Source organism: Gordonia rhizosphera NBRC 16068, assembly GCF_000298195.1.
Classification (GTDB): domain Bacteria; phylum Actinomycetota; class Actinomycetes; order Mycobacteriales; family Mycobacteriaceae; genus Gordonia; species Gordonia rhizosphera.
Map to the genome: position 1 here is coordinate 18,272 of NZ_BAHC01000123.1, position 26,322 is coordinate 44,593.

24 protein-coding genes and 1 pseudogene are annotated in these 26,322 nt (G+C 69.1%); 6 read left to right on the forward strand and 19 right to left on the reverse strand.

Annotation, left to right across the window (positions count from 1 at the left end):
* Positions 1–44: 44 nt before the first annotated feature.
* The 5 genes from GORHZ_RS14935 to GORHZ_RS14955 all read right to left on the reverse strand — a co-directional run bounded on the left by GORHZ_RS14935 (position 45) and on the right by GORHZ_RS14955 (position 4,787).
* A complete protein-coding gene (locus GORHZ_RS14935; RefSeq protein WP_006334330.1) occupies positions 45–1,823 on the reverse strand; it encodes a long-chain-acyl-CoA synthetase in 1,779 nt (592 codons plus the stop codon).
* Between the two features lie 77 nt (positions 1,824–1,900).
* Positions 1,901–2,437, reverse strand: coding sequence for an LOG family protein (locus GORHZ_RS14940; RefSeq protein ID WP_040532114.1), 537 nt, complete (start codon positions 2,435–2,437; stop codon positions 1,901–1,903).
* Complete coding sequence (locus tag GORHZ_RS14945; protein ID WP_006334332.1) at positions 2,434–3,258, reverse strand: LOG family protein; 825 nt, start codon at positions 3,256–3,258, stop codon at positions 2,434–2,436. The genes GORHZ_RS14940 and GORHZ_RS14945 overlap by 4 nt, the downstream gene beginning before the upstream one ends.
* Before the next feature lie 5 nt (positions 3,259–3,263).
* On the reverse strand, positions 3,264–4,376 hold the full coding sequence (dapE, locus tag GORHZ_RS14950) for a succinyl-diaminopimelate desuccinylase (protein WP_040532141.1): 1,113 nt from the start codon (positions 4,374–4,376) through the stop codon (positions 3,264–3,266).
* Between the two features lie 60 nt (positions 4,377–4,436).
* Positions 4,437–4,787 carry a VOC family protein gene (locus tag GORHZ_RS14955; protein ID WP_006334334.1) on the reverse strand — a complete coding sequence of 117 codons (351 nt, stop codon included), beginning with the start codon at positions 4,785–4,787 and terminating at the stop codon, positions 4,437–4,439.
* 71 nt (positions 4,788–4,858) lie between these two features.
* On the opposite strand from GORHZ_RS14955, the gene GORHZ_RS14960 reads away from it, so the two are divergent.
* Positions 4,859–5,875, forward strand: coding sequence for a zinc-dependent alcohol dehydrogenase family protein (locus GORHZ_RS14960; protein WP_006334335.1), 1,017 nt, complete (start codon positions 4,859–4,861; stop codon positions 5,873–5,875).
* An 89-nt stretch (positions 5,876–5,964) separates the two neighbouring features.
* Positions 5,965–6,357, forward strand: a complete 393-nt coding sequence (locus GORHZ_RS14965) for a VOC family protein (protein ID WP_040532117.1) — start codon at positions 5,965–5,967, stop codon at positions 6,355–6,357.
* Here GORHZ_RS14965 and GORHZ_RS14970 read toward each other — a convergent pair.
* Positions 6,339–7,100, reverse strand: coding sequence for a helix-turn-helix domain-containing protein (locus GORHZ_RS14970; RefSeq protein WP_006334337.1), 762 nt, complete (start codon positions 7,098–7,100; stop codon positions 6,339–6,341). The two genes, GORHZ_RS14965 and GORHZ_RS14970, sit on opposite strands and share 19 nt — an antisense overlap.
* Before the next feature lie 37 nt (positions 7,101–7,137).
* On the opposite strand from GORHZ_RS14970, the gene dapD reads away from it, so the two are divergent.
* Positions 7,138–8,103 (forward strand): 2,3,4,5-tetrahydropyridine-2,6-dicarboxylate N-succinyltransferase, encoded by a 966-nt coding sequence (gene dapD / locus GORHZ_RS14975; protein WP_083877313.1) that lies wholly within the window; start codon positions 7,138–7,140, stop codon positions 8,101–8,103.
* 18 nt (positions 8,104–8,121) lie between these two features.
* On the opposite strand, the gene dapC is transcribed toward dapD, so the two are convergent.
* The 13 genes from dapC to GORHZ_RS15040 form a co-directional block, all read right to left on the reverse strand.
* Positions 8,122–9,243, reverse strand: a complete 1,122-nt coding sequence (gene dapC, locus GORHZ_RS14980) for a succinyldiaminopimelate transaminase (RefSeq protein WP_006334339.1) — start codon at positions 9,241–9,243, stop codon at positions 8,122–8,124.
* Between the two features lie 9 nt (positions 9,244–9,252).
* A complete protein-coding gene (gene fdxA, locus GORHZ_RS14985) occupies positions 9,253–9,582 on the reverse strand; it encodes a ferredoxin (RefSeq protein ID WP_006334340.1) in 330 nt (109 codons plus the stop codon).
* A gap of 381 nt (positions 9,583–9,963) precedes the next feature.
* A complete protein-coding gene (gene cofG / locus GORHZ_RS14990) occupies positions 9,964–11,211 on the reverse strand; it encodes a 7,8-didemethyl-8-hydroxy-5-deazariboflavin synthase CofG (RefSeq protein ID WP_006334341.1) in 1,248 nt (415 codons plus the stop codon).
* Positions 11,208–12,719: a flavin-containing monooxygenase gene (locus GORHZ_RS14995; protein WP_006334342.1), complete on the reverse strand. Its 1,512-nt coding sequence runs from the start codon at positions 12,717–12,719 to the stop codon at positions 11,208–11,210. Before GORHZ_RS14995 ends, cofG begins: the two co-directional genes overlap by 4 nt.
* Positions 12,716–13,840 carry a hypothetical protein gene (locus GORHZ_RS15000; RefSeq protein WP_006334343.1) on the reverse strand — a complete coding sequence of 375 codons (1,125 nt, stop codon included), beginning with the start codon at positions 13,838–13,840 and terminating at the stop codon, positions 12,716–12,718. Before GORHZ_RS15000 ends, GORHZ_RS14995 begins: the two co-directional genes overlap by 4 nt.
* A 63-nt stretch (positions 13,841–13,903) precedes the next feature.
* A complete protein-coding gene (locus GORHZ_RS15005) occupies positions 13,904–14,275 on the reverse strand; it encodes a hypothetical protein (protein WP_006334344.1) in 372 nt (123 codons plus the stop codon).
* Complete coding sequence (mshB, locus tag GORHZ_RS15010) at positions 14,275–15,162, reverse strand: N-acetyl-1-D-myo-inositol-2-amino-2-deoxy-alpha-D-glucopyranoside deacetylase (RefSeq protein ID WP_006334345.1); 888 nt, start codon at positions 15,160–15,162, stop codon at positions 14,275–14,277. The genes GORHZ_RS15005 and mshB overlap by 1 nt, the downstream gene beginning before the upstream one ends.
* Entirely contained in the window at positions 15,159–17,075 is a 1,917-nt protein-coding gene (locus GORHZ_RS15015; RefSeq protein ID WP_040532122.1) for an ABC transporter family substrate-binding protein, read from the reverse strand. The genes mshB and GORHZ_RS15015 overlap by 4 nt, the downstream gene beginning before the upstream one ends.
* Before the next feature lie 61 nt (positions 17,076–17,136).
* Positions 17,137–19,047 carry a translational GTPase TypA gene (gene typA / locus GORHZ_RS15020; protein WP_040532123.1) on the reverse strand — a complete coding sequence of 637 codons (1,911 nt, stop codon included), beginning with the start codon at positions 19,045–19,047 and terminating at the stop codon, positions 17,137–17,139.
* A gap of 134 nt (positions 19,048–19,181) precedes the next feature.
* Positions 19,182–19,607 (reverse strand): (deoxy)nucleoside triphosphate pyrophosphohydrolase, encoded by a 426-nt coding sequence (locus GORHZ_RS15025; protein ID WP_006334348.1) that lies wholly within the window; start codon positions 19,605–19,607, stop codon positions 19,182–19,184.
* Positions 19,604–20,686, reverse strand: a complete 1,083-nt coding sequence (locus GORHZ_RS31330; protein WP_006334349.1) for an ABC transporter ATP-binding protein — start codon at positions 20,684–20,686, stop codon at positions 19,604–19,606. Before GORHZ_RS31330 ends, GORHZ_RS15025 begins: the two co-directional genes overlap by 4 nt.
* Entirely contained in the window at positions 20,687–22,321 is a 1,635-nt protein-coding gene (locus GORHZ_RS31335; protein WP_373279610.1) for an ABC transporter permease, read from the reverse strand.
* The gene (locus tag GORHZ_RS15040) at positions 22,285–23,373 is read right to left on the reverse strand and encodes a thiamine ABC transporter substrate-binding protein (protein WP_051998917.1); all 1,089 of its coding nucleotides are present in this window, start codon (positions 23,371–23,373) and stop codon (positions 22,285–22,287) included. The genes GORHZ_RS31335 and GORHZ_RS15040 overlap by 37 nt, the downstream gene beginning before the upstream one ends.
* 183 nt (positions 23,374–23,556) lie before the next feature.
* On the opposite strand from GORHZ_RS15040, the gene GORHZ_RS15045 reads away from it, so the two are divergent.
* From GORHZ_RS15045 to GORHZ_RS15055, 3 genes and pseudogenes are all read left to right on the forward strand, one after another.
* On the forward strand, positions 23,557–24,441 hold the full coding sequence (locus GORHZ_RS15045) for an Rv1157c family protein (protein WP_051998919.1): 885 nt from the start codon (positions 23,557–23,559) through the stop codon (positions 24,439–24,441).
* 286 nt (positions 24,442–24,727) lie between these two features.
* Positions 24,728–25,546 carry a hypothetical protein gene (locus GORHZ_RS15050; protein WP_006334353.1) on the forward strand — a complete coding sequence of 273 codons (819 nt, stop codon included), beginning with the start codon at positions 24,728–24,730 and terminating at the stop codon, positions 25,544–25,546.
* Between the two features lie 55 nt (positions 25,547–25,601).
* Positions 25,602–26,322 (forward strand): annotated as a pseudogene (locus GORHZ_RS15055) (lipase family protein); the annotation flags it as partial.

The window sequence follows — 26,322 nt, forward strand, 5'->3', positions numbered from 1 at the left end:
CCTCCGGACCGCCTTTTCGCGGAGCCGGACCGATCCGGCCCCGGTCAGCCGCGCGGCACCTTGGCGGCCGCGACCTCACGCGGATAGTCGTCGTAGAACTCGACGTAGCCGGCGTCGCGTCCGGCGAGGACGTGGACCGCATCGTCGCCGGTGGTCTCGTAGCCCTCCTCGCGCAGCTCCACCTTCCGGTTCTTGAAGGTGGAGGTCTGTTCGAAATCGTCGACGACCCGGATGAACAGCGGCACCGCGTAGGACGGGAGTTCGCCGTAGAGGTGAGCGGCGAGTTTCACCGGATCGAGTTCGGCACCGTCGCGGAGCTTCACCGCTGCCATGCCCGCGCGCCCGTCGGTGTCCGGGATCTCCACGCCGTAGGCCACCGACTGTGCGATGGCGTCACACGAGTCGAGCGCGGCCTCCACCTCGGTGGTCGCCACGTTCTCACCCTTCCAGCGGAACGTGTCGCCGAGACGGTCGACGAAGGCGATGTGTGCGAAACCCTGATCGCGGACGAGATCACCCGAGTTGAAGTACGCGTCGCCAGGTTTGAAGGCGTCGCGGATGACCTTCTTCTCGGTCGCGTCGTCGTCGGTGTAACCGTCGAGCGGCACCCGGTCGCTGATCTGGGCGATGAGCAGCCCCGTACCGCCCTTGGGTACCTCGGTGAGCCGGCCGTTGCGGTCCCGGCGGGGCTCGCCGTCGGCGTCGTAGTCGACGATCTTGTAGGGCAGGGGGCAGAAGCCTGCGGTGCGTTTGACCCCGAAGGCGTTGACGAAGGCGAGGTTCATTTCGCTGGCACCGTAGAATTCGACGATGCGTTCGATACCGAATCGTTCGGCGAACTCGTCCCAGATCTCCGGGCGCATGCCGTTGCCGATGACCACCTTGACGCCGTGGGTGCGGTCGGTGGGTTTCTCCGGCTGGGCCAGCAGGTAGCGGCACAGTTCCCCGATGTAGCAGAACGCGGTGGCCCGGTTGAGGATGACGTCGTCCCAGAACCTCGACGCCGAGAACGACCGCCCGATGGCGATACACGCGCCCGAGGCCAGCACCGACGCGAGAGCCACCGACAACGCGTTGTTGTGGTAAAGCGGCAGCGGCACGTACATGGTGTCGCTGTGACGCAGCCGGACCGCCAGGCCGCCGATCCCCGACATGCTGGCCAGCCACCGGTTGTGGCTCATCACGCTGGCCTTGGGCAGACCGGTGGTGCCGGAAGTGAAGATGTAAAAGGCCCTGGTCGAGGCGGGCAACGTCTCGGTCACCGCCGGATTCTCCTCGGACCGACCGTCGGCAGCGATGTCGAACGCCACGAAGTCCAGCACCTGCTCCGGCAGCGCCGACGCGGGGATCGAGTCGAACGCCTCGGCGCAGTCGGGATCGTGTACCAGCACCGTCGCGCCGAGCAACGACATGCTGTGCTCCAGGATGTGACCGCGCTGGTTGTAGTTGAGCATCCCGGCCACCGCGCCGAGCTTCACCGTCGCGAGCATCAGCATCAGATCGGTCGGCGAGTTCTTGGCCAGGATGCCGACGACGTCGCCGCGGCCCACGCCGAGGTCGTCGAGCACCGCCGCATACCGGTTGACCCGGCGGTTGACCTCGCCGTAGGTCATGGTCCGGCCCTCGAACCGGATGAACGGACGATCCGGATGTGCGGCCGCGTGTCTCTGAAAAATCGAGCCGATCGTGCGTTTGGCGTCGGCCGGCCGATAGATCAGGCCGGGAGCGTGCCGCAGCATGCCCGGCGCACTCGGAGCCATCGCGACGACGCCCCTGATCAGGTCGGTGAGACCGACGGCGTCGCGGGTGTCACTGCTCGACATCAGTCAACTACTCCCTCGGTCGTGACCTGTGGTCATCGCGGGTCTCGACAACGGCCGTTGTCGCACTATCGCCTACCTTACCGAGCAGTAGCAACTTCGATCGCCATCCCCACCGAGTCGACCACGGTGAGCCGGTCCAGGGCCGCCTGCCGGACGAAACCCTGGCCGGTCAGGGACTGTAACCAGTCGAGCATCGGCGCGTAGAACCCGCCCGGATCGAGCATCACGACGGGCTTGTCGTGCATCCCGAGATAGCCCGCGGTCCAGGTCTCGAACAGTTCCTCGAGAGTCCCGATGCCACCGGGCAGGGTGATGAACCCGTCGGCGCGGTCATCCATCTGCCGTTTGCGTTCCCGCATCGTCTCGGTGACGACGAGTTCGTCGGCTCCGAGGTCGGCGACCTCACGTTCCATCAGGGCGCGCGGGATGATGCCGACGGTGCGTCCGCCCGCGGCACGGGTGGCCTCGGCCACCGCCCCCATCATCGAGATGTTGCCACCGCCCGACACCAGCGTGTGCCCGCCGGTGCCGATCGCGGTGCCGAGTTCGGTGGCCAGGTCGAGGTAGGCGCCGTCGACCGGCCCGGAGGCGCAGTACACGCAGATCGCGCTCACCGGTCGGCGCGCCCGGCCCGGGCGGCCGCGATGATCTCGACGGCCTCGGAGGGTTCGTCGACGACATGCAGCAGGTCGAGGTCGTCGGCGGAGATCATCCGCTTGGCCAGCAGGACGTCGCGCATCCAGTCGATGAGCCCGGACCAGTGGTTGCGTCCGATGAGCACGATCGGGAACCGGACCACCTTTTTCGTCTGCACCAGCGTCAACGCCTCGAACATCTCGTCGAGGGTGCCGAAGCCGCCGGGCAGACAGACGAACGCCTGTGCGTACTTGACGAACATCGTCTTGCGCACGAAGAAGTACCGGAAGTGCATACCGGTGTCGACCCACTCGTTGAGGTGTTGCTCGAAGGGGAGCTCGATGTTCAGCCCGATCGACTTCGTACCCGACTCCCATGCGCCGCGGTTGGCCGCCTCCATCGCGCCGGGACCACCTCCGGTGATCACGGCGTAGCCGGCCTCGCCGAGTGCCCAGCCGAGGCGAATCCCGAGTTCGAACTCTTCGCTGCCCGGGATGATCCGGGAGGACCCGAACACCGTGACGGCCTCGGCGACCTCGCTCATCGCGTCGAATCCGGCGACGAACTCCGACTGGATGCGCAGCACCCGCCAGGAGTCGCGCATCGTGCGTTCGGCGCGAAGTGTGTTGTCGCGCGGGTCAACCCACTCGAGGAAACGACGATCGGTGGTCTGGCGCGTGTCCGGTGGTTGCTCGCGTCGCACCCGCACGGGTCCGACGTAGCGGGTCTCCGCGTCCGTCGGATCGGCGGCACGGTGACGTCCCGGTTCCCCGACGGGCCCGTGGTCAGCTGACGACATGGGGTTCACGCTAATTGGCCGGAGAGAAATGCACGCAACAGATCGGCGACGGCGCCGATCTGGGAGACCGGCACCCGCTCGTCGACGCGGTGCGCCAGGTTGGGGTCACCGGGTCCGAGGTTGACCGCCGGGATGCCCAGCGCCGAGAACCGCGAGACGTCGGTCCACCCGTATTTGGCGCGGAATCTGCCGTCGGCGGCGCTCACCAGTGCCGCGGCGGCCGGATGGGACAGGCCGGGCAGCGCACCGGCCGCCGAGTCGGTCACCGCGAAGGTGAGCTCGGCGTCGGCGAGCTGGTCGGCGAACACCTCGCGGACGTGCGCGACGGCCTGCTCGACGCTGCGGTCCGGCGCGAACCGGAAGTTGACGTCGACCCAGGACTCGTCCGGGACGACGTTGCCGGCCACCCCGCCACCGATCCCGACCGCGGACAGTCCCTCCCGGTATTCGCAACCGTCGATGTCGACGCGACGCGGGCGGTACGCGGCTAGCGTTGTCAGGACCCCGCCGAGTTTGTGAATCGCGTTGTCCCCCATCCACGATCGCGCCGAATGTGCGCGTACACCGCGGGCCGACAGGCGCACGCGCAGCGTGCCCTGACACCCGGCCTCGATGAGGCCGGCGGTCGGTTCGCCGAGAATCGCGACGTCGCCCCTGAGCCAGTCGGGAAGTTCCCGCTCGACCGCGCCGAGCCCGTTGAACTCGGCGGCGATCTCCTCGCAGTCGTAGAAGATCAGGGTCAGGTCGTGGGCCGGATCGGTCATCGTCGCCGCCAGGTGCAGGAAGACGGCGTCGCCGGATTTCATGTCGACGGTGCCGCACCCATGCAGCACGTCGCCGTCGGGCCCGCCGGTCTCGCGCCGATGCGGCAGGTTGCCCGCCACCGGCACCGTGTCCAGGTGTCCGGCGAGGATCACCCGGCTCGGGCGCCCCCGATCGGTGCGCGCAAGAACGCGATTGCCGTGCCGCACAATCTCGAATCCGGTTGTCTGAGTACGTAATGCGGCCTCGACCGCGTCGGCGATCGCGGTCTCGTTGCGGGATTCGCTCTCGATGTCGACCAGTGCGGCGGTGAGGTCGACGGGATCGGCGTGCAGGTCGAGGACGGGCGTGCTCACGCCTTCACCGTATCGCGCGGCGGCGCCGGGCCCGGTGTGCACCGTTGCGACGCGTGCCGCTCACTTCTGATGGCGGGGCTGGTAGAGCTGCACCGTGAAACCGCCCGGCACCCGGAAATGGGTCACCAGGCCGTATCCGTGGTCCTCGATGTCCCCGGTGAACTCGACCCCACGCGCGGTGAGCTCACCGACGGTCTGCTCGATGTCGTCGCGGTAGAAGGAGATGTCCGCGGTCCCCGACGGCGGGTTGTCGCCGTCGGTGGGATGCACCCCGATGTCGGCTTCCGGGGCGTCGAGGATCAGCCATCCGCCACCGGTGTCGGTGCCGGGCAGCCCGAGTTTGTCGGCCAGGAAGGTCCGAAGGGCGTCGGCCTCCGTCGGGTAGAACATGGCGTGCATACCGCGGATCACGTGTTCCTCCACGACGTCGGCGTGAGCCGTACTGTACGCGGGTCGTGGCGGCGCGGAGCACAATCGAGCACATGTACGGCACCGTCATCCATGCGCCCCGCGACATCCGGTTCGAAGAACTCGAGGACCCGGGCATCGTCGAGCCCACCGATGCGATCATCCGGGTCTCGGCGACCTGCGTGTGCGGGTCGGACCTCTGGAACTATCGCGGCATCAACGAGATCGGGCACCCGCGTCCGATGGGTCACGAGTATGTGGGCATCGTCGAGGAGGTGGGCGCCGAGGTCACCACGGTGGCCCCGGGCGAGTTCGTGATCGGTTCGTTCTTCGCCTCCGACAACACCTGCGAGATCTGCCGCGCCGGCTATCAGAGCGGTTGCGTGCACAGCGAACCCGTCCAGGGCGCGCAGGCGGAGTACCTGCGGGTACCGCTCGCCGACGGCACGCTCGTGGCCGCGCCCGAGGTCCCCCCCGACGACCTCGTCCCCGACCTGCTCGCCGCCTCCGACGTGCTCGGCACGGGGTGGTTCGGGGCGGTGGCCGCCGACGTCGGTCCCGGCAAGACGGTGGTCGTCGTCGGTGACGGTGCCGTCGGCCTGCTCGGTGTGCTCGCCGCACACCAACTCGGCGCGGCACGCATCATCGCGATGAGCAGGCACGAACCGCGGCAGCGCCTCGCCCGCGACTTCGGGGCCACCGACATCGTCGAAGAGCGCGGCGACGAGGGTGTGGCCCACATCGAGGAGATGACCGATGGACTGGGGGCGCACTCGGTGATCGAGGCGGTCGGAACGCAGGAGTCGATGATGCAGGCGATCTCCTCGGCGAGGTTCGGCGGACACGTCGGTTTCGTCGGGGTGTCCCACGGCCAGAGCATCCCGGGCGAACGCCTGTTTCGATCGGGTATTCACCTTCACGGCGGCCCGGCACGGGTGCGACGCTTCCTCCCCGATCTGATCGGGCAGATCGTCGAACGAAAGATCCACCCGGGCAAGGTGTTCGACCTCGACCTACCGTTGAGCGAGGTGGCCGAGGGCTATGCCGCGATGGATGAGCGGCGGGCGATCAAGAGCCTGTTGCGGCCATGATCCGGCGGCGGGTGGCCGCCCACGCCGGGTCGAGGACGTCTGTCCGAAACGTTCAAGACCTCGCGACCGGCGGCGGCTACCGTCGGGGCATGACTTCACCCACTCTCAACGCGCTGTCCATCGTGACCGGCGACATGGCCGCCAGCATCGACTTCTACAAACGGTGCGGCCTCGTCTTCCCGGCGGGCGCCGAGCAGGAAGCGCACGCCGAGTCGCGGGCCGGTGACCTGCGCATCATGTTCGATACCCGGGCCGTCGTCGAATCGTTTACCCCGGGCTGGAGCGCACCGGTCGGCGGGCACCGGATGGCGCTGGCCTTCGAATGTGCCTCACCCGCCGACGTCGACAGGACGCATAACGCGCTCATGGACGCCGGCTACCGAAGCCGGCATGCGCCGTTCGACGCGCCGTGGGGTCAGCGATACGCCGTCGTCGCCGACCCCGACGACAACCCGGTCGATTTCTATTGCGCCCTGGGCTGATCCGACATCAACGTCGTTGTGGCCGCGGCTGCGACCGTGGCTCCGGTTTCGGCTGCGGCGGTGAAATCGACCGGGCTGCGCCCGGTCAGGTCGACGAAGTCGCGCCACATGTGGGCGTAGTCGGCGAAGCCGCGGCGGGCAGCAACCTCCGACAGATCACCCCCGGCCCGGAGCGCGGCGGCCGCGGCCCGCATGCGCAGGATGCGCTGCAACGTCTTGGGACCGTAACCCAAGTACCGCAACGAGTGACGGTGCAATGTCCGCGTCGACATCCCCGCCATGTCCGCGCAGGCGTCGACCGGACGGCCCGCCGCCAGACCGGAGACGACGGCCGGCAACCAGCGAGGCAGCTGCGTGCGAGGTGAGCGTGCGAGCGCCGTCAGCACGTCGGCCGGATCACCGGTCGACATCGCGTCGAGCCACCGTTCGACATCCGGGCGGGCCCACACCTCATCGAGGGGCACTCGTGCGTCGCGGAGTTCGGTGCCCGCGACACCGAGGACGGCGGGCCCGGCACCGGGGTCGAACCGTATACCGATCATCTCCTGCGAACCGCGCACCCGATACCGGACCGGGCCGGTGTCGGGTCCGGCGACCAGGATCGACTCGCCGGTCCAGATCAGATCCATGCACCCGTCGGGCAGGATCGTCGTCGTCGGTGAGCGGTGACATGCCCACCAGAGTGTCGCCGGAACGCGATGAGCTCGCTGCTCGGCGTAGCCGCTCACGACGGAGGTGGTCACGGTTCCAGTATCGGCGCGGCCGGTAAGCTGTGCACCCGTGACGACGAATGGCGCTTTCGCAACCGGTATTGCCACGGTGACCAACGGCGGGTCGGCCGACCCCGGTGTGGTCCTCGACGTGTGGTTCCCCTCCCCCGAGCTCGGCAGCCCGGCCGTCTCGGAGACGGTCGCGCTGAGCGGCGAGGACGTCCCCGCCGAGTTGCGCGACCTCGTGGGCACGGACTCGGCACGCCGCGTGAAGACCGTTCCGGTGCGTACTACGATCCACGACCTGGGCGCCGCCCCGGTGGACGCCTACGACATCTACCTGCGACTACACCTGCTGTCGCAACGTCTGGTCGCGCCGCACGGGATGAACCTCGAGGGTATCTTCGGTCTGCTGACCAACGTCGTGTGGACAAACCACGGCCCCTGCCCGATCGACAACTTCGAGGCGACCCGGGCGCGGCTGCGCACGCGTGGACCTGTCACCGTTTACAGCGTCGACAAGTTCCCGCGCATGGTGGACTACGTGCTGCCCGGCGGTGTCCGGATCGGTGACGCCGACCGTGTCCGGCTCGGCGCGCACCTGGCGCCCGGCACCACCGTCATGCACGAGGGCTTCGTGAACTACAACGCCGGAACCCTCGGGTCGTCGATGGTGGAAGGACGGATCTCGGCCGGTGTCGTCGTCGGGGACGGCTCCGACATCGGTGGCGGCGCGTCCACCATGGGCACGCTGTCCGGTGGCGGCAAAGAGATCATCTCCCTGGGCAAGCGCTGCCTCCTCGGCGCCAACTCCGGCTGCGGCATCCCGCTCGGCGACGACTGCGTCATCGAGGCCGGGCTCTACGTGACCGCCGGCACCAAGGTCACCGGACCCGACGGGACCGCGGTGAAGGCACGTGAACTGGCCGGACAGTCGAATCTGCTGTTCCGTCGCAACAGCCTCACCGGCGCGGTCGAGGTCGTGCCGTGGAAGGGTGACGGGATCGCGTTGAACGAGATCCTGCACAAGAACTGATCGTGCTGAACCGGCTGGTCAACCGGCCAGCCGGGCGGCGGCCGCGCCGATGCGTTCGTCGGTGGCCGTCAGCGCCATCCGCACGTGCGCTGTCCCGGCGGGGCCGTAGAAGTCTCCCGGCGCCGCGAGGATGCCGCGCTCGGCGAGCCAGTCGAGGGTGACGCGGCAGTTCTCGTCGCGGGTCGCCCACAGGTACAGGCCCGCCTCCGAGTGGTCGACGCGAAAGCCCGCTTTGCCCACCGCGTCGAGCAGGGTTGCCCGGCGCGCGCGGTAGCGTTCGCGCTGCAGGTCGATGTGCGCGTCGTCGTTCAGGGCGGCGACCATCGCACCCTGGATCGGGAACGGCACCATCAGTCCCGCGTGTTTGCGGACCGCGAGGAGTTCGCCGATCAGTTCGCGGTCGCCCGCCAGGAAGCCGGCGCGATAGGACGCCAGGTTGGACACCTTGGAGAGCGAGTGCACCGCGATGAGGCCGGTGTGGTCACCGTCGCTGACCCGAGGGTCGAGGATGGAGTAGGCGTCGGCCTCCCACGCGAGTCCGAGGTAACACTCGTCGGAGACCACCACCGCACCGCGGTCCCGCGCCCACGACACCACCTTGCGGAGATGATCGATCCCGAGCACCTTACCGGTCGGGTTCGACGGTGAGTTGAGGAAGACCAGTGCCGGAGACGTGGGCCCGAGCTGCACCGTCGAGTCCGCCCGCACGGCGGTGGCACCGGCCAGCAGCGCACCGACTTCGTATGTGGGATAGGCGATCTCGGGTATGACCACGACCTCGCCGGCACCGATTCCGAGCAGCGACACGATCCCGGCGATCGCCTCCTTCGTCCCGATGACGGGCAGCACGCCCGACTCGTCGAGACCCGTGCTGTGGTAACGGCGCCCCAGCGCCGCCACGATCGCCTCCCGCAGTTCTGTCGTACCAACCGTCGTCGGGTAACCGGGGAACTCCGACGATGCCGCGAGAGCCTCCCGGATGACCGGGGCGACCGGGTCGACGGGCGTGCCGACCGACAGGTCGACGATCCCGTCCGGATGCGCCGACGCCCGGGCCCGGGCCTCGCCGATGGTGTCCCAGGGGAAGTCGGGCAACAGGGCCGAGACCCGCCGTCGTGTCGCGAATCGAGACGTGCTCACGACGGCGCGTCAGTCCTCTTCGTTCATCGGGGGCAGTTCCTTGATGAAAGGCGGATCGAGGTCCTTCTTGCCGACCTTGCTGGCACCGCCGGGGGATCCGAGCTCGTCGAAGAAGTCCGCGTTGGCACCGACGTAGGGTTCCCACTCGTCGGGCACATCATCTTCGTAGAAGATCGCCTCGACCGGACACACCGGCTCGCAGGCACCGCAGTCGACGCATTCGTCGGGCTGGATGTAGAGCATCCGGCCACCCTCGTAGATGCAATCCACCGGGCATTCTTCGACGCAGGCCTTGTCCAGGACATCGACGCAAGGCTCCGCGATGATGTACGTCACCACTCTCTCCTTCGCTGCAACTCTCGGCCGCCGACGATCGCTCGCGCGGTGGCGTCGACGGGGGTGGGGCGCATGCTCGATGCACCGCTTCACGGACCGCGGGTCGACCATCTCCGGGTTTCGATGATGGCGCACGAGTCCGCAGTCAAGAGTATCGGTCGCGGGACCGGGCGATCGACACCCGCCCCTCCTCACCGATCGTGCACACCCCCACGTCCACCGTGCCACCACCGCAGCGTCGACCGTGCACGCCGAACTGTCCATCGTGCACGCCCCAGCATCGACCGCGCACGCTCGACGCCGCAGCGCGCACGGTCGACGAGGGGGCGAGGGGCGCGAGGGGCGAGCGGCGAGGGGCGGTGAAGAGCCGGCGGCCGGGGTGGCTCAGGCGACGGCGGGCCACCTGCGGCCGCGGGGAATGACGTCGGCGGCGAGACCGGTCCGCGGATCGGCGACGGCCGCGACATGGTCGGCGAGCGCGGGGTCGATCCACTCGGCAGCGCCGAGCACGTAGGGAGGCTGCGCGGTGATCCGCTCGGTCAGCGTGTAGCCCGATGCCGCGGTGATCTCCGCGAGGACGTCGAGGTTCGGCCACGGCCGCTCGGGGTTCACGTGATCGGGGGTCAGCGGTGACACTCCGCCCCAGTCATCGACGCCCGAGGCGATCAACGCCGCGCACTCCTGCGCCGACACCAGGTTCGGCGGGGCCTGCACCCGCATCCGCGGTCCGAGTACCACCCGCGCCACCGCGACTGCCGCCAGGAACTCGGTCATCTCGGCATCCGGTGTCCCCCGCATCGCGGTGTCGGGTTTCGCGCGGAAGTTCTGCACGATGACCTCCTGGATGTGGCCGTGCGCGCGATGCACCTGCGCCATCGCCACGATCGATTCGGCCCGCTCTTCGAGCGTCTCGCCGATGCCGACCAGAATCCCCGTCGTGAACGGAATCCGCTCGGCACCGGCGTCGCGCAGCACCTGCAGCCGCACCAGCGGATCCTTGTCCGGGCTGCCATGGTGCGGTTGTCCCTTCTCGGTGAACAGGCGGCGCGACGTCGTCTCCAGCATCATCCCCATCGACGGCGCGACGGGCCGCAACCAGCGCATCTCCTCGGCGCTCATCACCCCGGGGTTCAGATGCGGCAGCAACCCGGTGTCCTCGAGCACCGCGACCGCGGCGGCACGGACGTAGTCCAGCGTCGAGGCGTAGCCGCGCGCCGACAACCACTCCCCCGCCTGCGCCCAGCGCGCCTCAGGGCGGTCGCCGAGGGTGAACAACGCCTCCTTGCACCCGAGTGCGGCGCCGCGTCGCGCGATGTCGACGACCTCGTCGAGTTCGAGGTACATGCCGCGGCCCTCACGCGCCAGCTTCCCGGGAACCGTGACGAACGTGCAGTAATGGCACCGGTCGCGGCATAGCCGGGTCAACGGGATGAAGACCTTGCGCGAGTAGGTGATCTGTCGGCTGCGGCCCGCGGCGTCGAGACCGGTATCGCGGGTCTCGGCGGCGATCGCCTGCAGCGCCGCGAGGTCATCTCCCGTACACGCCAGCAGCGTGGTGGCCAGATCGGCGTCGACCGGTTCACCGGCGCGAACCGCCGCCAGGGCATCCGCGAGGGAGTGTGTCCGGGTCATCGGTGCGGACCTCCTTCGTTTCTCGGTGGCGCCACGATCGCGTAGGGCGCCGGATCGAACGTGCCGTTACGTTCGCGGAACGACACCGCGGTACCCGGCCACAACAGCGTCAGCCGACCGCTACGTGGATCCACATACCAGCTGTTGCAACCGGTGAGCCACACCGTCGACGCGCTGCGCTCGTCGATCTCCCGCGTATAGCCGGCCTCGGCCTCGGCGGTCACCTCCAGAGATCGGCTGCCGCTGTGTGCCAGGAAGTCCAGCGCCCCGACGACGTAGTCGAGCTGGGTCTCGATCATGTAGATCGCCGAGTTGTGGCCGAGTGCGGCATTCGGTCCGTCAAGGACGAACATGTTCGGGAAACCGCTGACCGCGGTCGACGCGTAGGAGACCATGCCGTCGGCCCAGTGTTCGTCGAGCGACCGCGCGTCACGGCCCCGGATCCGTGCGGCGGCCGGAGGGCGTGTCGCCTCGAATCCGGTCGCCATCACCAGTACGTCGAGGTCGTAGGTGTTGCCGCTGACCGCCTGCGCCTTGCATTCGGCCACCGAGTCGAGGGCACTGGCCTCGAACACCACATTGGGCCGTTGCAGGGTCGGGTAGAAATCGTCGCTGAGCAGGATGCGTTTGCACCCGATCTCGTAGTCGGGGGTCAATGCCGCGCGCAGCGCGGGGTCGCCGACCTGACGGTTCAGGTGGCCGAGGGCGCGGGCGCGGATGTCGTCGATGTCGGGACGCAGGCCCAGCCGTTGACGAAACGCCTTGTCCGCGTCGAGCAGCAACTCGTCGCGACGTGCCCGTGCCCGTTCGGGGACGCGTAGTTCGGCGCGCTCGGCATCGGTGAATCGGCGGTCCTCCCGCGGCACCACGTAGGGAGGGGTGCGCGAGAACACCACCAGTTCGTCGGCACCCTGCGCGAGGTACGGGATCACCTGCACCGCCGACGCCCCCGTGCCGACCACCCCGATCCGTTCGCCGCCGCTCAGGACGCCGTCGCGCCACCCGGCCGTGTGCATGACCGTGCCGGTGAAGGATTCCAAACCCTCGACGGCGGGCATGTGCGGTTCGGAGAGCCGCCCCACAGCCATCACCAGCACCCGCGCCCGGATCTCACCGGTACCGGTGGCCAGCACCCACCGTGCAGCGGCGTCGTCCCACCGGGCCTCGTCGAGGGCACAGCGCAGCCGGATGTGCCCGCCGAGCCCCTCGTCGTCGACGGTCTGCTGCAGGTAGCGCTGGATCTCCGCGCCGCTCGGATACAGCGTGGACCAATCCGCGGGCGGACGGAAGGAGAACGAGTACAGATGCGCGGGGATGTCGCAGGCGATGCCGGGATAGGTGTTGTCGCGCCAGGTTCCGCCGACGGCGTCGGCGCGTTCGATGACGACGAAGGATTCGCGGGCCCGCCGCGCCAGCTGGGTGGCCATTCCGATCCCGGCAAATCCGGCACCGACGATCACCACGTCGACCTCGACCTCGTCGGGGGCGGTGCGCGGCTGGGGGGTCACGGACGCACCTGGGGAATCGGGATCAGGCGGTCCGCCGGAGGGTCGGCGTAGCCGGTGGTCCGCTGACGCGGGACCCGCCCGACGCGCGCGGCGATGTCGGCGAGGGACTCCACGTCGAGCACACGTCCGGCCTCCTGACCGGCGGACGGCATGAGGTCACCGTCGAGCAACAGCCCTCCGATGTCGTCGGCGCCGCCGCGCAGTAGTTCCTCGACGACCTCGGGTTCCTGTTTCGTCCACGCCACCTGCAGGTGGTCGAAGCGACCGAGCGTGAGGAGCCGGGCCACCGCGTGTACAGCACGCGTCTCGCGACGGGAAACGGTGGAGGTCGCGGCCGGCCGCAGAGGCGGCGGGGCGTTCTCGGGCAGCAACGGCATCACGATCAGCTCGCTGAAACCGCCGGTCCGAGCTTGGATCTCGGCGAGCAGACGCAGGTGGGCGACCTGCTGTCGCGGGGTCTCGACGTGACCGTAGAGCAGGGTCGCGGTGGAGAACAGGCCGATGCGGTGGGCGGCCTCGATGACCTGCACCCATTCTCGTGCCGGTGGTGCGGACCCGCCCGACAGCGCGCCACGCACCTCGTCGTCGAGGATCTGGGCGGCCGTCCCGGGGACCGAACCCAGCCCGGCGGCCTGCGCCCGGCGCAGGAACTCGGTGGTCGAGATACCCAGTCGGGTGGCGGCGTCGGTCACCTCGGTCGGCCGGAAGGCGTGCAGGTGCAGGTCCGGTGCGGCGGCATGGATGCGTTCGACGAGGTGGAGATAGTCCTCGGCGGGGGCGTCGGCGGGGACCGGGCCCTGCATGCAGATCTCGGTGGCGCCCAGACGCCGCGCCTCGTCGACGAGATCCTCGAGTGACGGATCACCGGACTTGGGCGTCGCGATCACCGCGGTGTCGAGGTTGCGGTTCACCACGAAGGTCAGCGCGTCGGGGTCGGTGACCTGTCGGCGCGCGCCATCGGCCAGCTCACAGAGCTCGTCGAGTTCCGCGCCGGCCGCACCGAGCAGGGCGACCCACTCGTCGTCGGACAGCGACGAGGGATCGTCGGCGACATGGCGTAACGCCACCCGAGCCTCCTCCGCAGACGCCTGCGCGTCGCGAGCCCATTCCCGCAGGACCATTCCCACACTCTATCCATCGCCGACGACGCCCCGACGGGGCCACCGGCATGCGGGAGTCCCCGGTCAGTCGTCGGGTAAGGGCAGGCGCCCCGACCGCACCAGCAGCGCCGGCAGACCCGCCCCGATCACCAGCAGCAACACGGTGGCGATCAGCAGCGAACCCTCGGGGGCGAGCGCCACGTCGCCGCCGGGCCCAGGCAATGCCCCGATCACCAACGCGACCAGCCAGGCGATCAACGGCAGGAATCGCACCGGGCCGTCGGTGAATCCCGCCGCCAGCCACAGCAATACGCAGTTGACGATCCCGGCGAGCACCGCGGCCACTGGTACCAGCGCACCCCCGAGGCGCAGGTAGGCGAAGGCCACCGACATCAGACCGACGACGAAACCATCGACGACGAGGAAGCCCAGCAGAACGCGGTCGGGCCAGCGCATCATCCGACCCCGTCGAACAGATCGGTCTCCCGACCGTCGCGCACCGGTCGCCCGTCCCACGGTCCGGTCAGGATGAAGTGTTCGCGCTCGCCGATCGGCTGGAGGACGTTGTTGGACAGGGCGTATTCGGTGCCCGACGGCGCGACGGTCACCTGTGTCGCGTGCGCCGCGAGCGCGGCCACCTTCCGCGGATACTGCGCGGCGACATCGATCTCGGTGGTGATCTCGTCGTCGGGGTAGCTCGGCAACTGTCCCGGCCCGGGCATCGTCCATCCCTCGGGCACCCGCCCCGCCGCGGCCGCCAGACCGGTGTCGAGGGCGGACCGTTCGGTGACCGACTCGTACACCTTGAGCCGCTCGGGATGGACGGATCCTTTCAGATGCGTCAGCGCCGCCATCGTCGTCTCGTGGACGAGTTTGTGATCCGGGTGTCCATAGGTGCCGACGTTGTCGTAGGTGACGACGACCTGCGGTGCGAAGGACTCGATCTCGGCGACGAGGGTGGCCACGAGCTCCTCGAAGGGCGCCTGCACCAGGGCACGCGGGTGAGACGCCGAGGGCGCGCCGTCCATCCCGGAGTCGCGCCACCGCCCGGCTCCTCCGAGGAAACGCGGCCGCAGAGGTTCTTGGTCGGGTGGACTGAGCTCCGCCAGCGCCCGGGTCAGCTCCATGATGCGGAATCCGCCGAGCTGATCGGCGCCACCGTCGGCGACCAGTTGCGCCCACTCGTCCCCGATCACTTCACCCTGCTCGCCGAGGGTGAAGGTGAGCACCCGCACGTCGACACCCTCGTCGAGGTATCGGGCGATGGTGCCACCGGTCATGAGCGTCTCGTCGTCGGGGTGGGCGTGTAGCAGCAACAGCCGGCGGTCGCCGTGGCCGGTCATGACAACTCCCACGACACCGTGTCGCCGTAGATGGCGACCTGGATCGGCCCTGTGAGCGGCACGTTGAGAACCTTTCCCGTGGTTCCGACGATCATAGAGTCCTGGTAGAGCGGCCGGTAGATCGCCTGCGCGGCAAGCAGCGGCTCGGCCTCGGTGAGGGTCTCGATGGGATCGACCGCCGACAACGCCTCCCGCGCGAGGCCGATGAGCTGCGGGTCGCAGACCCCGGAGACGTTGCTGGCATAGCTGTCGTCGGACTCGGCTGCAGTCTGTCCCGGCGCCACACTGGTCGGTGTCGGTGGCGTCGCGATCGACGGTGCCGTCCCCGGTTTGGGCTGGTCACAGTCGACCTGGGACGCCAGCGCGGCGGCCGGTGGGACCCCGAGACCGGTCCAGCCGACGACGAGGTCCACCCGTGAGTTGGTCAGCGCGACGCCATAGAGCTCGCTGTTGGGCAGCGCGACGACGACGGCGCGCACACCCTGCCCGCGCAGCTGGTCGACGATGTTCGACGCCGCCGACGTCGATCGGGGGTCACCGCTGATCGCACCGACTCGCACGAGCAGGTCCTGCCCGTCCTTCTGATACGGGACGACACCGGTCGGCAGCGGTTTGACCTCCACGCCGTCCACGGTGATCGATTCCGTCGGGCTCGTCGACGAGGTGGTGGTCGATGATTCTCCGGTCGGGGACGTGCTCGTCGCACTGGCCGAGCTCGGAGTCGGGGTGGGAGAACTCGTCGTCGTGGTCACGGGTGCGACCGGCTGATATCCGGCGGTACCGAGCAGAGCGGTGATCTCGGCGGGCGAGGGACGTGGCCGGTCGACCCGGAAGAATCCGGTGTCGGTCGGGGCGAACACGGTGTTGGCGAACTGGTTGACGATGTCGTCGCCGGCGCCGGCCAACGTCACCAGGTTGGGATCGATCATGCCCAGGACCGCCTGGCGCACCTGCACCGAACGCATCGTCGAGGTCCGGGCGTTCACCGAGATCGACAGCGCCCGCGCCGTCGGGTTGCGCGCAGTGGCGACGCCGGGGACCGAGGTGAGCTCGGCGGTCGTGGCCGGGCCGGTGGCCACCGCCATGATCGACGAGCCACCCGAACGGACCGAATCCACCATCTGCGATGCGGTGCCGGCGCGGCGCAGCACGATCTGGTCCAGGCTCGGCGGCTGCATCCAGTACCGGTCGTTACGGGCCAGGCGCACCTCGTCGCGCGTCTGGTCGATGGAGACGATCGAGAACGGTCCGGCGGAGACGGGTTTCCCGCTGTCCATGCCGGTCTGGAAACCGGCGGGCGCGCCGCGCAGCACGTGGCTGGGCAGCAGCCCGGTGAACAGCTCACGCCAGGCCGGGTAGGGCCGCGCGAAGGTCACCTCCACCTCCTTGCCGCCCGAGCTCGATTGCACCGAATCGATCAGGCGGTAGCCGGCCGGGGCCACCACGTTCGGCTGACGCGACATCTGCTGCCACAGGTAGGTGAAGTCGTCACCGGTCACCGGCAGTCCGTCCGACCACTGCGCATCGGTGTGGATCTGATAGGTGACCGTGAACGGGTCGCGCGAGGTGACCTCGGCCGAGGTGATCAGGGCCGCCTGCCGTTGCCATTCGATGCCCTGCGGTGTCGCGACGGGCTGGAACGCACTCGGCAACGTCATCGCCGCGATCGCCGTTGTCACCGAGCTCTGGTCGGCCCCGACATGCGGGTTGAACCCGCCGCCGATCGAGTCGGTCGCGATGTAGATGGTCTTCTCGGTCGGATACTCGGCGGGGGTGGCCGGTGCGGCCGTCTCCCGCACCGGCGGTGGCGGGTTCGCCGAGCACGCCGCGACTGCACCGATCAGCGCGAGAACCACCGCGACGACGCCCGCGCGACCCGACCGCGCCGTCGCACCCTCCGCTCTACGGCTCACTCACACCCCCACGGTCCTCGCCCGCGCCGCCCGAGCCCACGTCCGACAGCCCGTTTCCGATCTAGCCGACCGCCTGGTCGCGTGCCTTCGCACGCGAGCGTTCCCGCGCCCGGGTCGACCCATCGAGGTGAACCTTACGCACTCGCACGACCTCCGGGGTCACCTCGACACACTCGTCGGCCGCGCAGAACTCCATCGCACCCTCGAGGTCGAGTTGCATCGGCTTGGCCAGTGTCTCCATCACATCGGCGGAGGACTGACGCATGTTGGTCAGCTTCTTCTCGCGGGTGACGTTGATGTCGAGGTCCTCGGCACGCGGGTTGATCCCGACGACCATGCCCTCGTAGGTGTCGGCGCCGGGTTCGACGAAGAAGGTGCCGCGGTCGGCGAGCTGGATCATCGCGTAGGGCGTCACCGCGCCGGTGCGGTCACTGACCAGCGAACCGGTGTGGCGGGCGCGGATCTCCCCGGCCCAGGCGTCGTAGCCGTGGAAGACCGCATTGGCGATGCCGGTGCCGCGGGTCTCGGTGAGGAAGTCGGTACGGAACCCGATGAGCCCGCGCGACGGCACGACGAACTCCAGGCGGACCCAACCGGTGCCGTGGTTGTTCATGTGCTCCATGCGCCCCTTGCGGGCGGCGAGCAGCTGGGTGACGGCGCCGAGATACTCCTCGGGGACGTCGACGGTGAGGTGTTCGAACGGCTCATGGACCTTACCGTCGACCTTGCGGGTGACCACCTGCGGTTTGCCGACGGTGAGTTCGAAACCCTCGCGGCGCATCTGCTCGACGAGGATGGCGAGCGCGAGTTCGCCTCGGCCCTGCACCTCCCACGCGTCCGGGCGGCCGATGTCGAGGACCCGCAGCGACACGTTGCCGACGAGTTCGGAATCCAGACGCGCCTTGACCATTCGTGCGGTCAGCTTGTGCCCGGAGACCCTGCCGGCCAGCGGCGAGCTGTTCGTCCCGATGGTGACCGAGATCGCCGGTTCGTCGACGGTGATCCGCGGCAGCGCTTGCGGATTCTCCAGGTCGGCGAGGGTGTCGCCGATCATGATGTCGGGCATACCCGCGACTGCGACGATGTCACCGGCAGACGCGGACTCCGCCGGCGCGCGGTCGACGCCGACGGTGGCGAGCAGCTCGGTGATCTTCGCGCGCTCCACGACGGGTTCACCGTCGACCTCACGGCACCACGAGACCTGCTGTCCCTTACGCAGGGTGCCGTTGTGGATACGGACCAGCGCGAGACGGCCGAGGAAGGCCGACGCGTCGAGGTTGGTGACGTGGGCCTGCAGCGGGGCCTCCGGGTCGCCCTTGGGCGCGGGCACATGCTCGAGCAGCACCTCGAAGAACGGGTCGAGGTTCTCCCCGGCGGGAACCTCGCCGTTGGCGGGTTGCTCCATACTGGCGACCCCGGCGCGCCCCGACGCGTAGAGCACGGGCAGTTCGAGCGCGAGTTCGGCGGCGGCCGCGGCCTCGTCGTCGAGGTCGGAGGCCAGATCCAGCAGCAGGTCCTGACTCTCGTCGACGACCTCCTGGATACGAGCGTCGGGGCGGTCGGTCTTGTTGACCACCAGGATCACCGGCAGCGACGCCGCGAGAGCCTTGCGCATCACGAACCGGGTCTGCGGCAGCGGCCCCTCGGAGGCGTCGACGAGCAGCACCACGCCGTCGACCATCGACAGACCGCGCTCGACCTCTCCGCCGAAGTCGGCGTGGCCGGGGGTGTCGATGACGTTGATGACGACTTCGGTGCCGTCGGGCTGCCGACGATGCACCGCGGTGTTCTTGGCGAGAATGGTGATGCCCTTCTCGCGCTCGAGGTCACCGGAGTCCATCACCCGGTCGACCAGTTCGGCACGCTCTCCGAAGACCCCGGACTGGCGCAACATCGCGTCGACCAGCGTGGTCTTGCCGTGGTCGACGTGCGCGACGATCGCGACGTTGCGGAAGTTGGTGACAGCGCTCACTGAGGTCTCTTTCACTGCGGTACGTAAATCGGGGTCGGGCTCCGGCGTGCGGCCACGAACCCCGGACAGGTCAACCTGTACAGGGTATCGGTAGACCACCTGAGACCGTGATCACATCGGGCCGCAACGGCGGTTCACCCCCGGATCGGCCGGCCGAGCTCCCCCACCAGCTCGGGCACCCAGGCGGTGTCGGCGGGTATCAGCGCACCGTCGCGCGCCCAGTCGGCGAGGGTCGGGCCGTCCACCCAGGCCAGCGCCTCGTGTTCGGCGGCGTGCGGGATACCCGTGACGATCTGCGCCCGCAAGGCGATCAGGGTCAGACCCGGACGCAGGGTCACGCGCTCGGTCAGCATCGCCCCGACCCGTACCTCGACGCCGAGTTCCTCGGCCAGTTCCCGACGCAGCGCATCCTCGGCGTTCTCCCCTGGTTCGACCTTGCCGCCGGGCAGCTCCCACAGTCCGGCGACCTCGGCGGGATATCGGCGTTGTGCGAGCAGCAGCATCCGTCGTTCGTGATCGACGATCGCGCCCGCGACGACGATACGTTCGTCGGGGGTCATGCGCCGATCACCGCCACCCGGTCGGGCACGAGTTCCAGATGGACCCGATCCCCGACGACGACGGGCGCCGAGGTCACCGCGTCGACGTCGCCGGCGTCGGTCGCCACCCGCAGACGCCGACCCGTCGGCAAGTCGGCCACCGACACCACGGTGCCGAACACCGCGTCGTCGTGCACGGCGTCGTGGTGCACGGCGTCGTGGTGCACGGCGTCGTGGTGCACGGCGTCTTCGGACACGGGGCCCTCGGTTCGGGCGCGCACCGACTCCGGCCGCAATCCGAGCCGGACCCGCCCGTCGGGCAGGTCGAGCGCGGCCGCGCCGACGGGGGTGATCACACGTCCGTCGACCGCGTCGGCATCGACCACCGTGGTGACACCGAGGAACCGGGCGGTCCACTCGTCGGCGGGGTGGCTCCAGAGCCGGCCAGGTGCCGCGGTCTGCACCAGTGCGCCGTCGCGCATCACCGCGATCGTGTCGGCCATCAACGCGGCCTCGGTGTGGTCGTGGGTCACCACAACCGTCGGGATCGCGGCGGCCCGGACGATCTCGGCGATCTCGACGGCAAGCTGGTCACGGAGCAGACGATCCAGTGCGGCCAGCGGTTCGTCGAGCAGCAACAGCCGCGGCCGCGGCGCGAGCGCCCGGGCCAGCGCGACCCGTTGTGCCTGCCCGCCGGAGAGTTCGTCGACACTTCGGCCGGCCAGATCCGGCAGACGCACCAGTTCGAGCATCTCGGCGACCCGCTCGCGGATCGCGGTCCGCGACCACCGGCGCACCCGCAGTCCGTAACCGATGTTGGCGGCGACACTGCGTCCGGAGAACAGTTGCCCGTCCTGGAATACCACGCCGAAATCCCGGCGATGGGTGGGTACGCCGGCCAGATCGACACCGTTGAACCGGATCGATCCGGCGCTGAGCGGCTCGAGACCGGCGACCGAACGGATCAGGGTCGACTTGCCGCACCCCGACGGCCCGAGCAACGCGGTCACCACCGATCCCGACGTCCCGACCGACCAGCTCAGCCCCTCGAGGACCGCCGACGAACCGTATCGGACTCCCACACCGTCGATCTCGAGCATCTAGAGCAGCGCCCCCGTCCGCGGTCGCACCAGCTCGACGGCGAGCACCGCCAGCGTGGTCACCGCAACCAGCAGCATCGACGCCGCCATCGCGGTGGCGAGGTTCTCCGCACCCGGCCGGTTGAGCGCCGACCCGATCAGGACGGGCAGTGTGGTGGTGTCGGCACGGGCCAGAAAACTCGTGGCGCCGAACTCGCCGAGGGCCATCACGAAGGCGAATCCCCCTGCGGCGCCAAGTGATCGACCGATCATCGGCAGGTCGACGGTGAGGAACACGCGCAGCGGACCCGCGCCCAGTGTCGCGGCGGCCTGCCGCAGCCGGTCCGGGATCGAGGCCAACGCGGGCACCGCGATGCGGACCACGATGGGGATCGCGATGAGCGCCTGCACGCTCGGGATCACGAGGGGGGATGCCGCCACCTGCGCGGGCAGGTTCGCCAGGACGAGGAGATAACCGAAGCCGAGGGTCACCGCGCTGATCCCGAGCGGGATGGTGGCGACGACGTTGCCGGCCACACTCCACACGCCGCGCGAGCGATACATCGACACCGCCGCCAACAGTCCGACGACCAGCGCGATCACCATCGCCAGCGCGGCGGTGGTGAGCGAATACCGCAGCGTCTGCAGCGGAGTCACCCCGTTGACCGAGTCGGTCAGCGAACGGTAGCCGTCGAGGGTCCATGCCCCGTCGGCGCTCGGCCGCACCGAGCGCAGCGCGAGTACCGCGATCGGCCCGACGAGCACCGCGAGGGTCCAGACGAGGGCCGCGGTCACCGGTAGCCACTGCCATCGGTGGGGTGTGAACCGGGTCTCGGTCGGTCGTGCGCCGTCGGCCGCACCGGGATCGGAGACCACCCGGGTGACCAGCAGCGCCGCGACGACCACGACGATCTGCAGCATCGAGAGCGCGACGGCCTCCGGAATCCGGAAATATCCGATCGCCTGGGTGTAGATCTCGGTCTCCAACGTCCGGATCTCACCGTTGCCGAGGATGATGATGACCCCGAAACTCGTGGAACAGAACAGGAACACCAACGCCGCCGCCGCACCGATCGCCGGCATCAGACGTGGGACGACGACACCGGCGAACGCCCGGGCGCGACCGGCGCCGAGGGTCCGTGCCGCCTCGGCCAGGCGCGGGTCCAGCGACCGCCAGGCCGCCCCGACGATGCGGGCGACGACGGCGACATTGAGGAAGGCGTGGGCCAGCAGGATCGGCCAGAGGCCCGAATCGATGCCGAGGAAGGCCAGTGGTCCACCCAACAAGGCCCGGAACGCCACCCCGACGACGACGGTGGGCAGCACGAACGGCACGGTCACGACCACCATCAGCAACATCGAGCCCGGGATTCGCACCCGGGCGATCAACCACACGATCGGCACGGCGACGAGGATCGACAGCACCGTCGACGCGGCCGCCTGATAGAGCGTGAACCCGAGAAGATCTGCGGCGTGGGTGCGCCGCAGGAGTTCAACGACTCCGGCGTCGGACTCCGACACCGCACGTCGGATCAGCGCCCCGACCGGCCACGCGAACAGGACGACGATGAAGGCGGTGGGTACGACCGCGACGAGCAGCGCACCCAGCCGGCCGCGAGTCACCGTCCGACGGCGTCGCGCCACTGTTGCAGCCACTGTTCCCGGTTTTGTGCGATCAGAGCCGGCGGCAGGCTCACCGTGGTGGTGGGTGCCGGTGCGCTCTGCTGCCATCCTTCGGGCAGCGGGGTCCCTTCCTGCACGGGATAGACGTACATCGACTCTGGCAGTGCTTGTTGCACCGTCGGACTGAGCAGGAAGTCGACCAGCTTGCGGGCCCCGTCCGGGTTGGCGGCGCCCTTGAGCACGCCGGCGTATTCGACCTGCCCGAAGCAGCTGTCGAGCAGCGCCGAGGTTCCCGGCGTGGCCGCCGGCGACGACGCGTACGACACCACGATCGGTTTGTCACCCCGGCCTTCGCCGGCGGTGAAGAGCTGGTTGTACGCGATCTCCCACCCCGACACCACCGTCGCCCCGTTCGCGGTCACCGTCTTCCAGTAGTCCTGCCAGCCCTCCTGGTCGAAGGTGCCGATGGTGGCGAGCAGGAACGCCATACCCGGCGACGACGTGGCCGGGTCCAGGAGTGCCGCCTGACGTGCGTACACCGGATCGCGCAGGTCATTCAGCGACGTCGGCGGTGTCTGCCCGTGCTCGGCGTACCAGTTGTCGTCGACGTTGAGGCAGACGTCGCCGCGATCGACAGCGGTCAGCTCGTGGTTCGAATCGGGGACCGCATATTTCTCCGCGCCGACCGCGGCGAGCGGTGAGGTGTAGGGTTCCAGCGCCCCCGCGTCGATGGGTCGCGACGCGAAAGTGTTGTCGATGCCGTAGACCGCGTCGGCCTTCGGCGATCCCGGTGTGAGCGACACCGTGGAGGCCAACTGGCCCGCGTCTCCCGATTTCACCACCTTGAGGGTCATTCCAGTGTCACGCTGGAACGTGTCGAGAACCTCGTCGGGCAGCACGAAGGAGTCGTGGGTCAGCAGCGTGACCTCGGATTCGGACTGCGAGCCACCCTCGGCGCAGCCCGCAAGTATGGACGTGACCGCCACGACGGTCAGTGCGAAGGCTCCGAGTACATGTCGTCTTGCCACGGCTCGATCTAACCAGTTGTCGCCAGTGGTCGACGACCCGCCGACAATACGCAACATCAGTAACAATTGCATCAATAATCACAGGCGCCACACAGGTTGGCGGTACTGTCCCAGTGCAGCACCGCCGCATGTGGGGTGCTTAGAATGACGCCCGACGCCGAACCGGGCGTCGGACCCCTGACACCGACCGATAGGACCGGAACAGTGCGTAGTGCACTCCTGAGTCTGCGTTCACGCCGAATGCATCGACCTGCCGCCGGGCGGCTGCGCCGCAGCGCGGCGCTCGCGATCAGCGTGGCGGCCGCGACGTCGGTCGCACTGCCCGCCGTTGCCGACGCGGCCCCCGCCCCCAGGACCCAGTCGGTCAGCGAGCGCACCCTGGAGTCGCTCGGTGTATTCGCGCCGCCGGCCCAGAAAGTCGACCAGCGCATCCTCGACTCCCTGGGCGCGTTCGCCCCGGCCATCATCGGCTCGGTGGTCACCAAGGGACCCGATGGCAAGATCAATCCGCAGCTGATCGATCAGGCCAAGGCGCTGGCCGCGGTCCCGGGTCTGCCCACCGAGGTGAAGGCGATCTGGCAGAAGGTGATCGACTTCCTCGGCGAACCCGGCCGGGTCGCGATGATCCGCCAGCAGAAGCAGGAGGCCGCCGAGTTCAAACCGGGCGAGCCGGAGATCCCGCAGGGCCCGAACGCCCCCAAGATCCAGGAGTTCCTCTATCCGACGGTCGGTTTCGGATGTATGCCCAACGAGGGCAACCCGCGTGGCGGACTCTCCCTCGGCCGCGCCCTCGTCACCGCGGGACCCCAGGACGCGCCCGCACCCGGCCCGAAGCGCGGTGAGGCGGGTTACGTCTACACCAGCCTCGGCACCGGACCGGCGATCGACAACAAGCAGCAGCCGCTCCTGGTGACCTGGCTGAACATCGACACCGGCCAATCCGGGCAGTTCGCCCTCAAGCGCAATCCGCTGATCAACGCCGTCGACGGTCCGGGCACCTTCACCGGGATCGCCAAGACCGGTAAGGGTCGCGTGGTCTCGACGATCTACGGGCACGTGACCACGAGGTCCGGCCAGGTCATCGCGTGTCCGATCATCCCGACCATCGGGTTGGCCATCGTCTGAGCGCCAGCCACACAGGCGCCCCGGGGAAGCACCCTCCAGCGCGACACCATCAACGCACTTTCGATGGTCAGCGCAGGTGAGGACGCATCCGTGGGGCGCTTTTGCGGTCCGCTCGACGACCACCTCGTGCGGTCGTCCGAAGATCGCGGGGAGGTCACATCTCGTTCCTCGACTTGCTGAACTCGCCTCAGACGTGCTCTCTTTTAACATTAGCAACATCAGTCACATCCGCAACACGCCGTAGCGGATGTGCACCGATGCCTGAGCCCATGAATGGAGAACACTCGTGAACGCAACATCGCGCACCACGCCGGCCGCCTCCCGCCTCTCATTTCGTCTGCGTGCCGGTGTCGTCGGAGTGGCCACGGCCGCCGCCCTCGCGGTGGCCGGACCGGCAATCGCGCCGGCCGCACCGCTGGTCGAGCAGAACACCATGACCCTGCCCGACATCCCCTACGACGCCGAACTCGCCGCGGCGGTCCGGATGCTCAAGGACGCCGGTGTCGACCGGTTGGCGCTCGAGGCCGCACAGGCGATCATCACGAGCGCCGGGCAGTTGTCGATGGATCAGCTCGTCGCCCGCGGGGTCGCCGTCCCGGCGGCCGACAACGATCCGCTGGCAATTCTGAAGGCACTCGGAATCCAGACCCTCACCCCGTCGGTCGCGCCCTTCTGCACCACCCCCACATCGGACAACCCGCTCGGTTTGGTGACCGCCGGCGCCGGGGCCGTACCCGGACCGTGGCCACTGGCTCAGGAGCCGTTGGCGCCGCTTCAGCAGCTCTTCGGGGTCGAACTGCCCAAGCTCAACCTCGTCGAGGGCGGTCAGACCGCCTACGCGTTCGTGCCCGCGACCACCACCGCCGGCACGGGCGGCAACATGCAGGTCGCCTGGTTCAACACCTCGACCATGCAGGGCGGGTTCGCCGACCTCAAGCCGCTGACCGACGGTCCGGTGCTCAAGCTGCTGCCGCTGTTGTCCGGCGTCCGCCTCGCCCCGGTCGACACCGGTAAGGGCACCATCCTGTCCGCGGTCTTCGGGACCGCGCAGAACGGCGCCAACACCTGCTTCTTCCTCCCGGCGGTCGGCGTCATCGACGCCTGATCACCACCCGCCATCCCTACAACAACAGAAGAACCGAAACATCATGTCGCCCCGAATGTCACGACGACATCGCCCGTCCCGTCGGCTGAGCGGAACCCTCACCGTCGCCGCGGTGTCGCTGCTCGTCGGTGTCGCGGCCGGCACCGCACACGCGGCGCCGGCCGCGTCCGCCGGCTCGCCGCCCGGAACGGTCTTCGCCAACCGCGACCTCCCCCGCGATCGGCTCGCGCGCGGAGCCGAATCCGGGGGATCGTTCACATACTGGACCATCGGCACCGACCGCAAGCCACGCCTGGCCGACGGCACCGTACAGGTGCCCTCCGGCACCGCGCCCCGCTCAGGCTGGCCGATCGTGGTATGGGCACCGTCGAGCCGCGGCATCGCCGAGCGGTGTGCACCATCGGTGCGGCCGGTCGCCGCCGACGTCGACGAGAACCGGCGCTGGCTCTCGCGCGGATATGCCGTCGTCACCCCCGACTACATCGGTCGCGGAACACCCGGCGCCCCTGCGTATTTCGATACGAAGACCACCACGCACAACATCATCGACGCAGTTCGGGCCAGCCGCGACGTCATCCCCGCCCTGTCCCGACGATGGGTCGTCGTGGGCGAGGGGCAGGGGGCCGCCACCGCCATCGAGCTGGCGCAGCAGGCCACCCGGCTGCAGGGCCCCACCCTCGACTACCGCGGTTCGGCGGCGTCGTCGGTACCCGTCGAGTTCGACACCCTCGTGGGCAATCTCGGGCCGTCAAGCGGCTCGATGCCGTCCGGGGTGA

Bases quoted from the DNA above. Each gene is read 5' to 3' on its own strand.
- GORHZ_RS14935 (WP_006334330.1), bottom strand. From the start codon at position 1,823: ATGTCGAGCAGTGACACCCGCGACGCCGTCGGTCTCACCGACCTGATC.
- GORHZ_RS14945 (WP_006334332.1), bottom strand. From the start codon at position 3,258: ATGTCGTCAGCTGACCACGGGCCCGTCGGGGAACCGGGACGTCACCGT.
- GORHZ_RS14960 (WP_006334335.1), top strand. From the start codon at position 4,859: ATGTACGGCACCGTCATCCATGCGCCCCGCGACATCCGGTTCGAAGAA.
- GORHZ_RS14965 (WP_040532117.1), top strand. From the start codon at position 5,965: ATGACTTCACCCACTCTCAACGCGCTGTCCATCGTGACCGGCGACATG.
- cofG (WP_006334341.1), bottom strand. From the start codon at position 11,211: ATGACCCGGACACACTCCCTCGCGGATGCCCTGGCGGCGGTTCGCGCC.
- GORHZ_RS15000 (WP_006334343.1), bottom strand. From the start codon at position 13,840: ATGGTCCTGCGGGAATGGGCTCGCGACGCGCAGGCGTCTGCGGAGGAG.
- GORHZ_RS15005 (WP_006334344.1), bottom strand. From the start codon at position 14,275: ATGCGCTGGCCCGACCGCGTTCTGCTGGGCTTCCTCGTCGTCGATGGT.
- mshB (WP_006334345.1), bottom strand. From the start codon at position 15,162: ATGACCGGCCACGGCGACCGCCGGCTGTTGCTGCTACACGCCCACCCC.
- GORHZ_RS15025 (WP_006334348.1), bottom strand. From the start codon at position 19,607: ATGACCCCCGACGAACGTATCGTCGTCGCGGGCGCGATCGTCGATCAC.
- GORHZ_RS31330 (WP_006334349.1), bottom strand. From the start codon at position 20,686: ATGCTCGAGATCGACGGTGTGGGAGTCCGATACGGTTCGTCGGCGGTC.
- GORHZ_RS15040 (WP_051998917.1), bottom strand. From the start codon at position 23,373: ATGTTGCGTATTGTCGGCGGGTCGTCGACCACTGGCGACAACTGGTTA.
- GORHZ_RS15045 (WP_051998919.1), top strand. From the start codon at position 23,557: ATGCATCGACCTGCCGCCGGGCGGCTGCGCCGCAGCGCGGCGCTCGCG.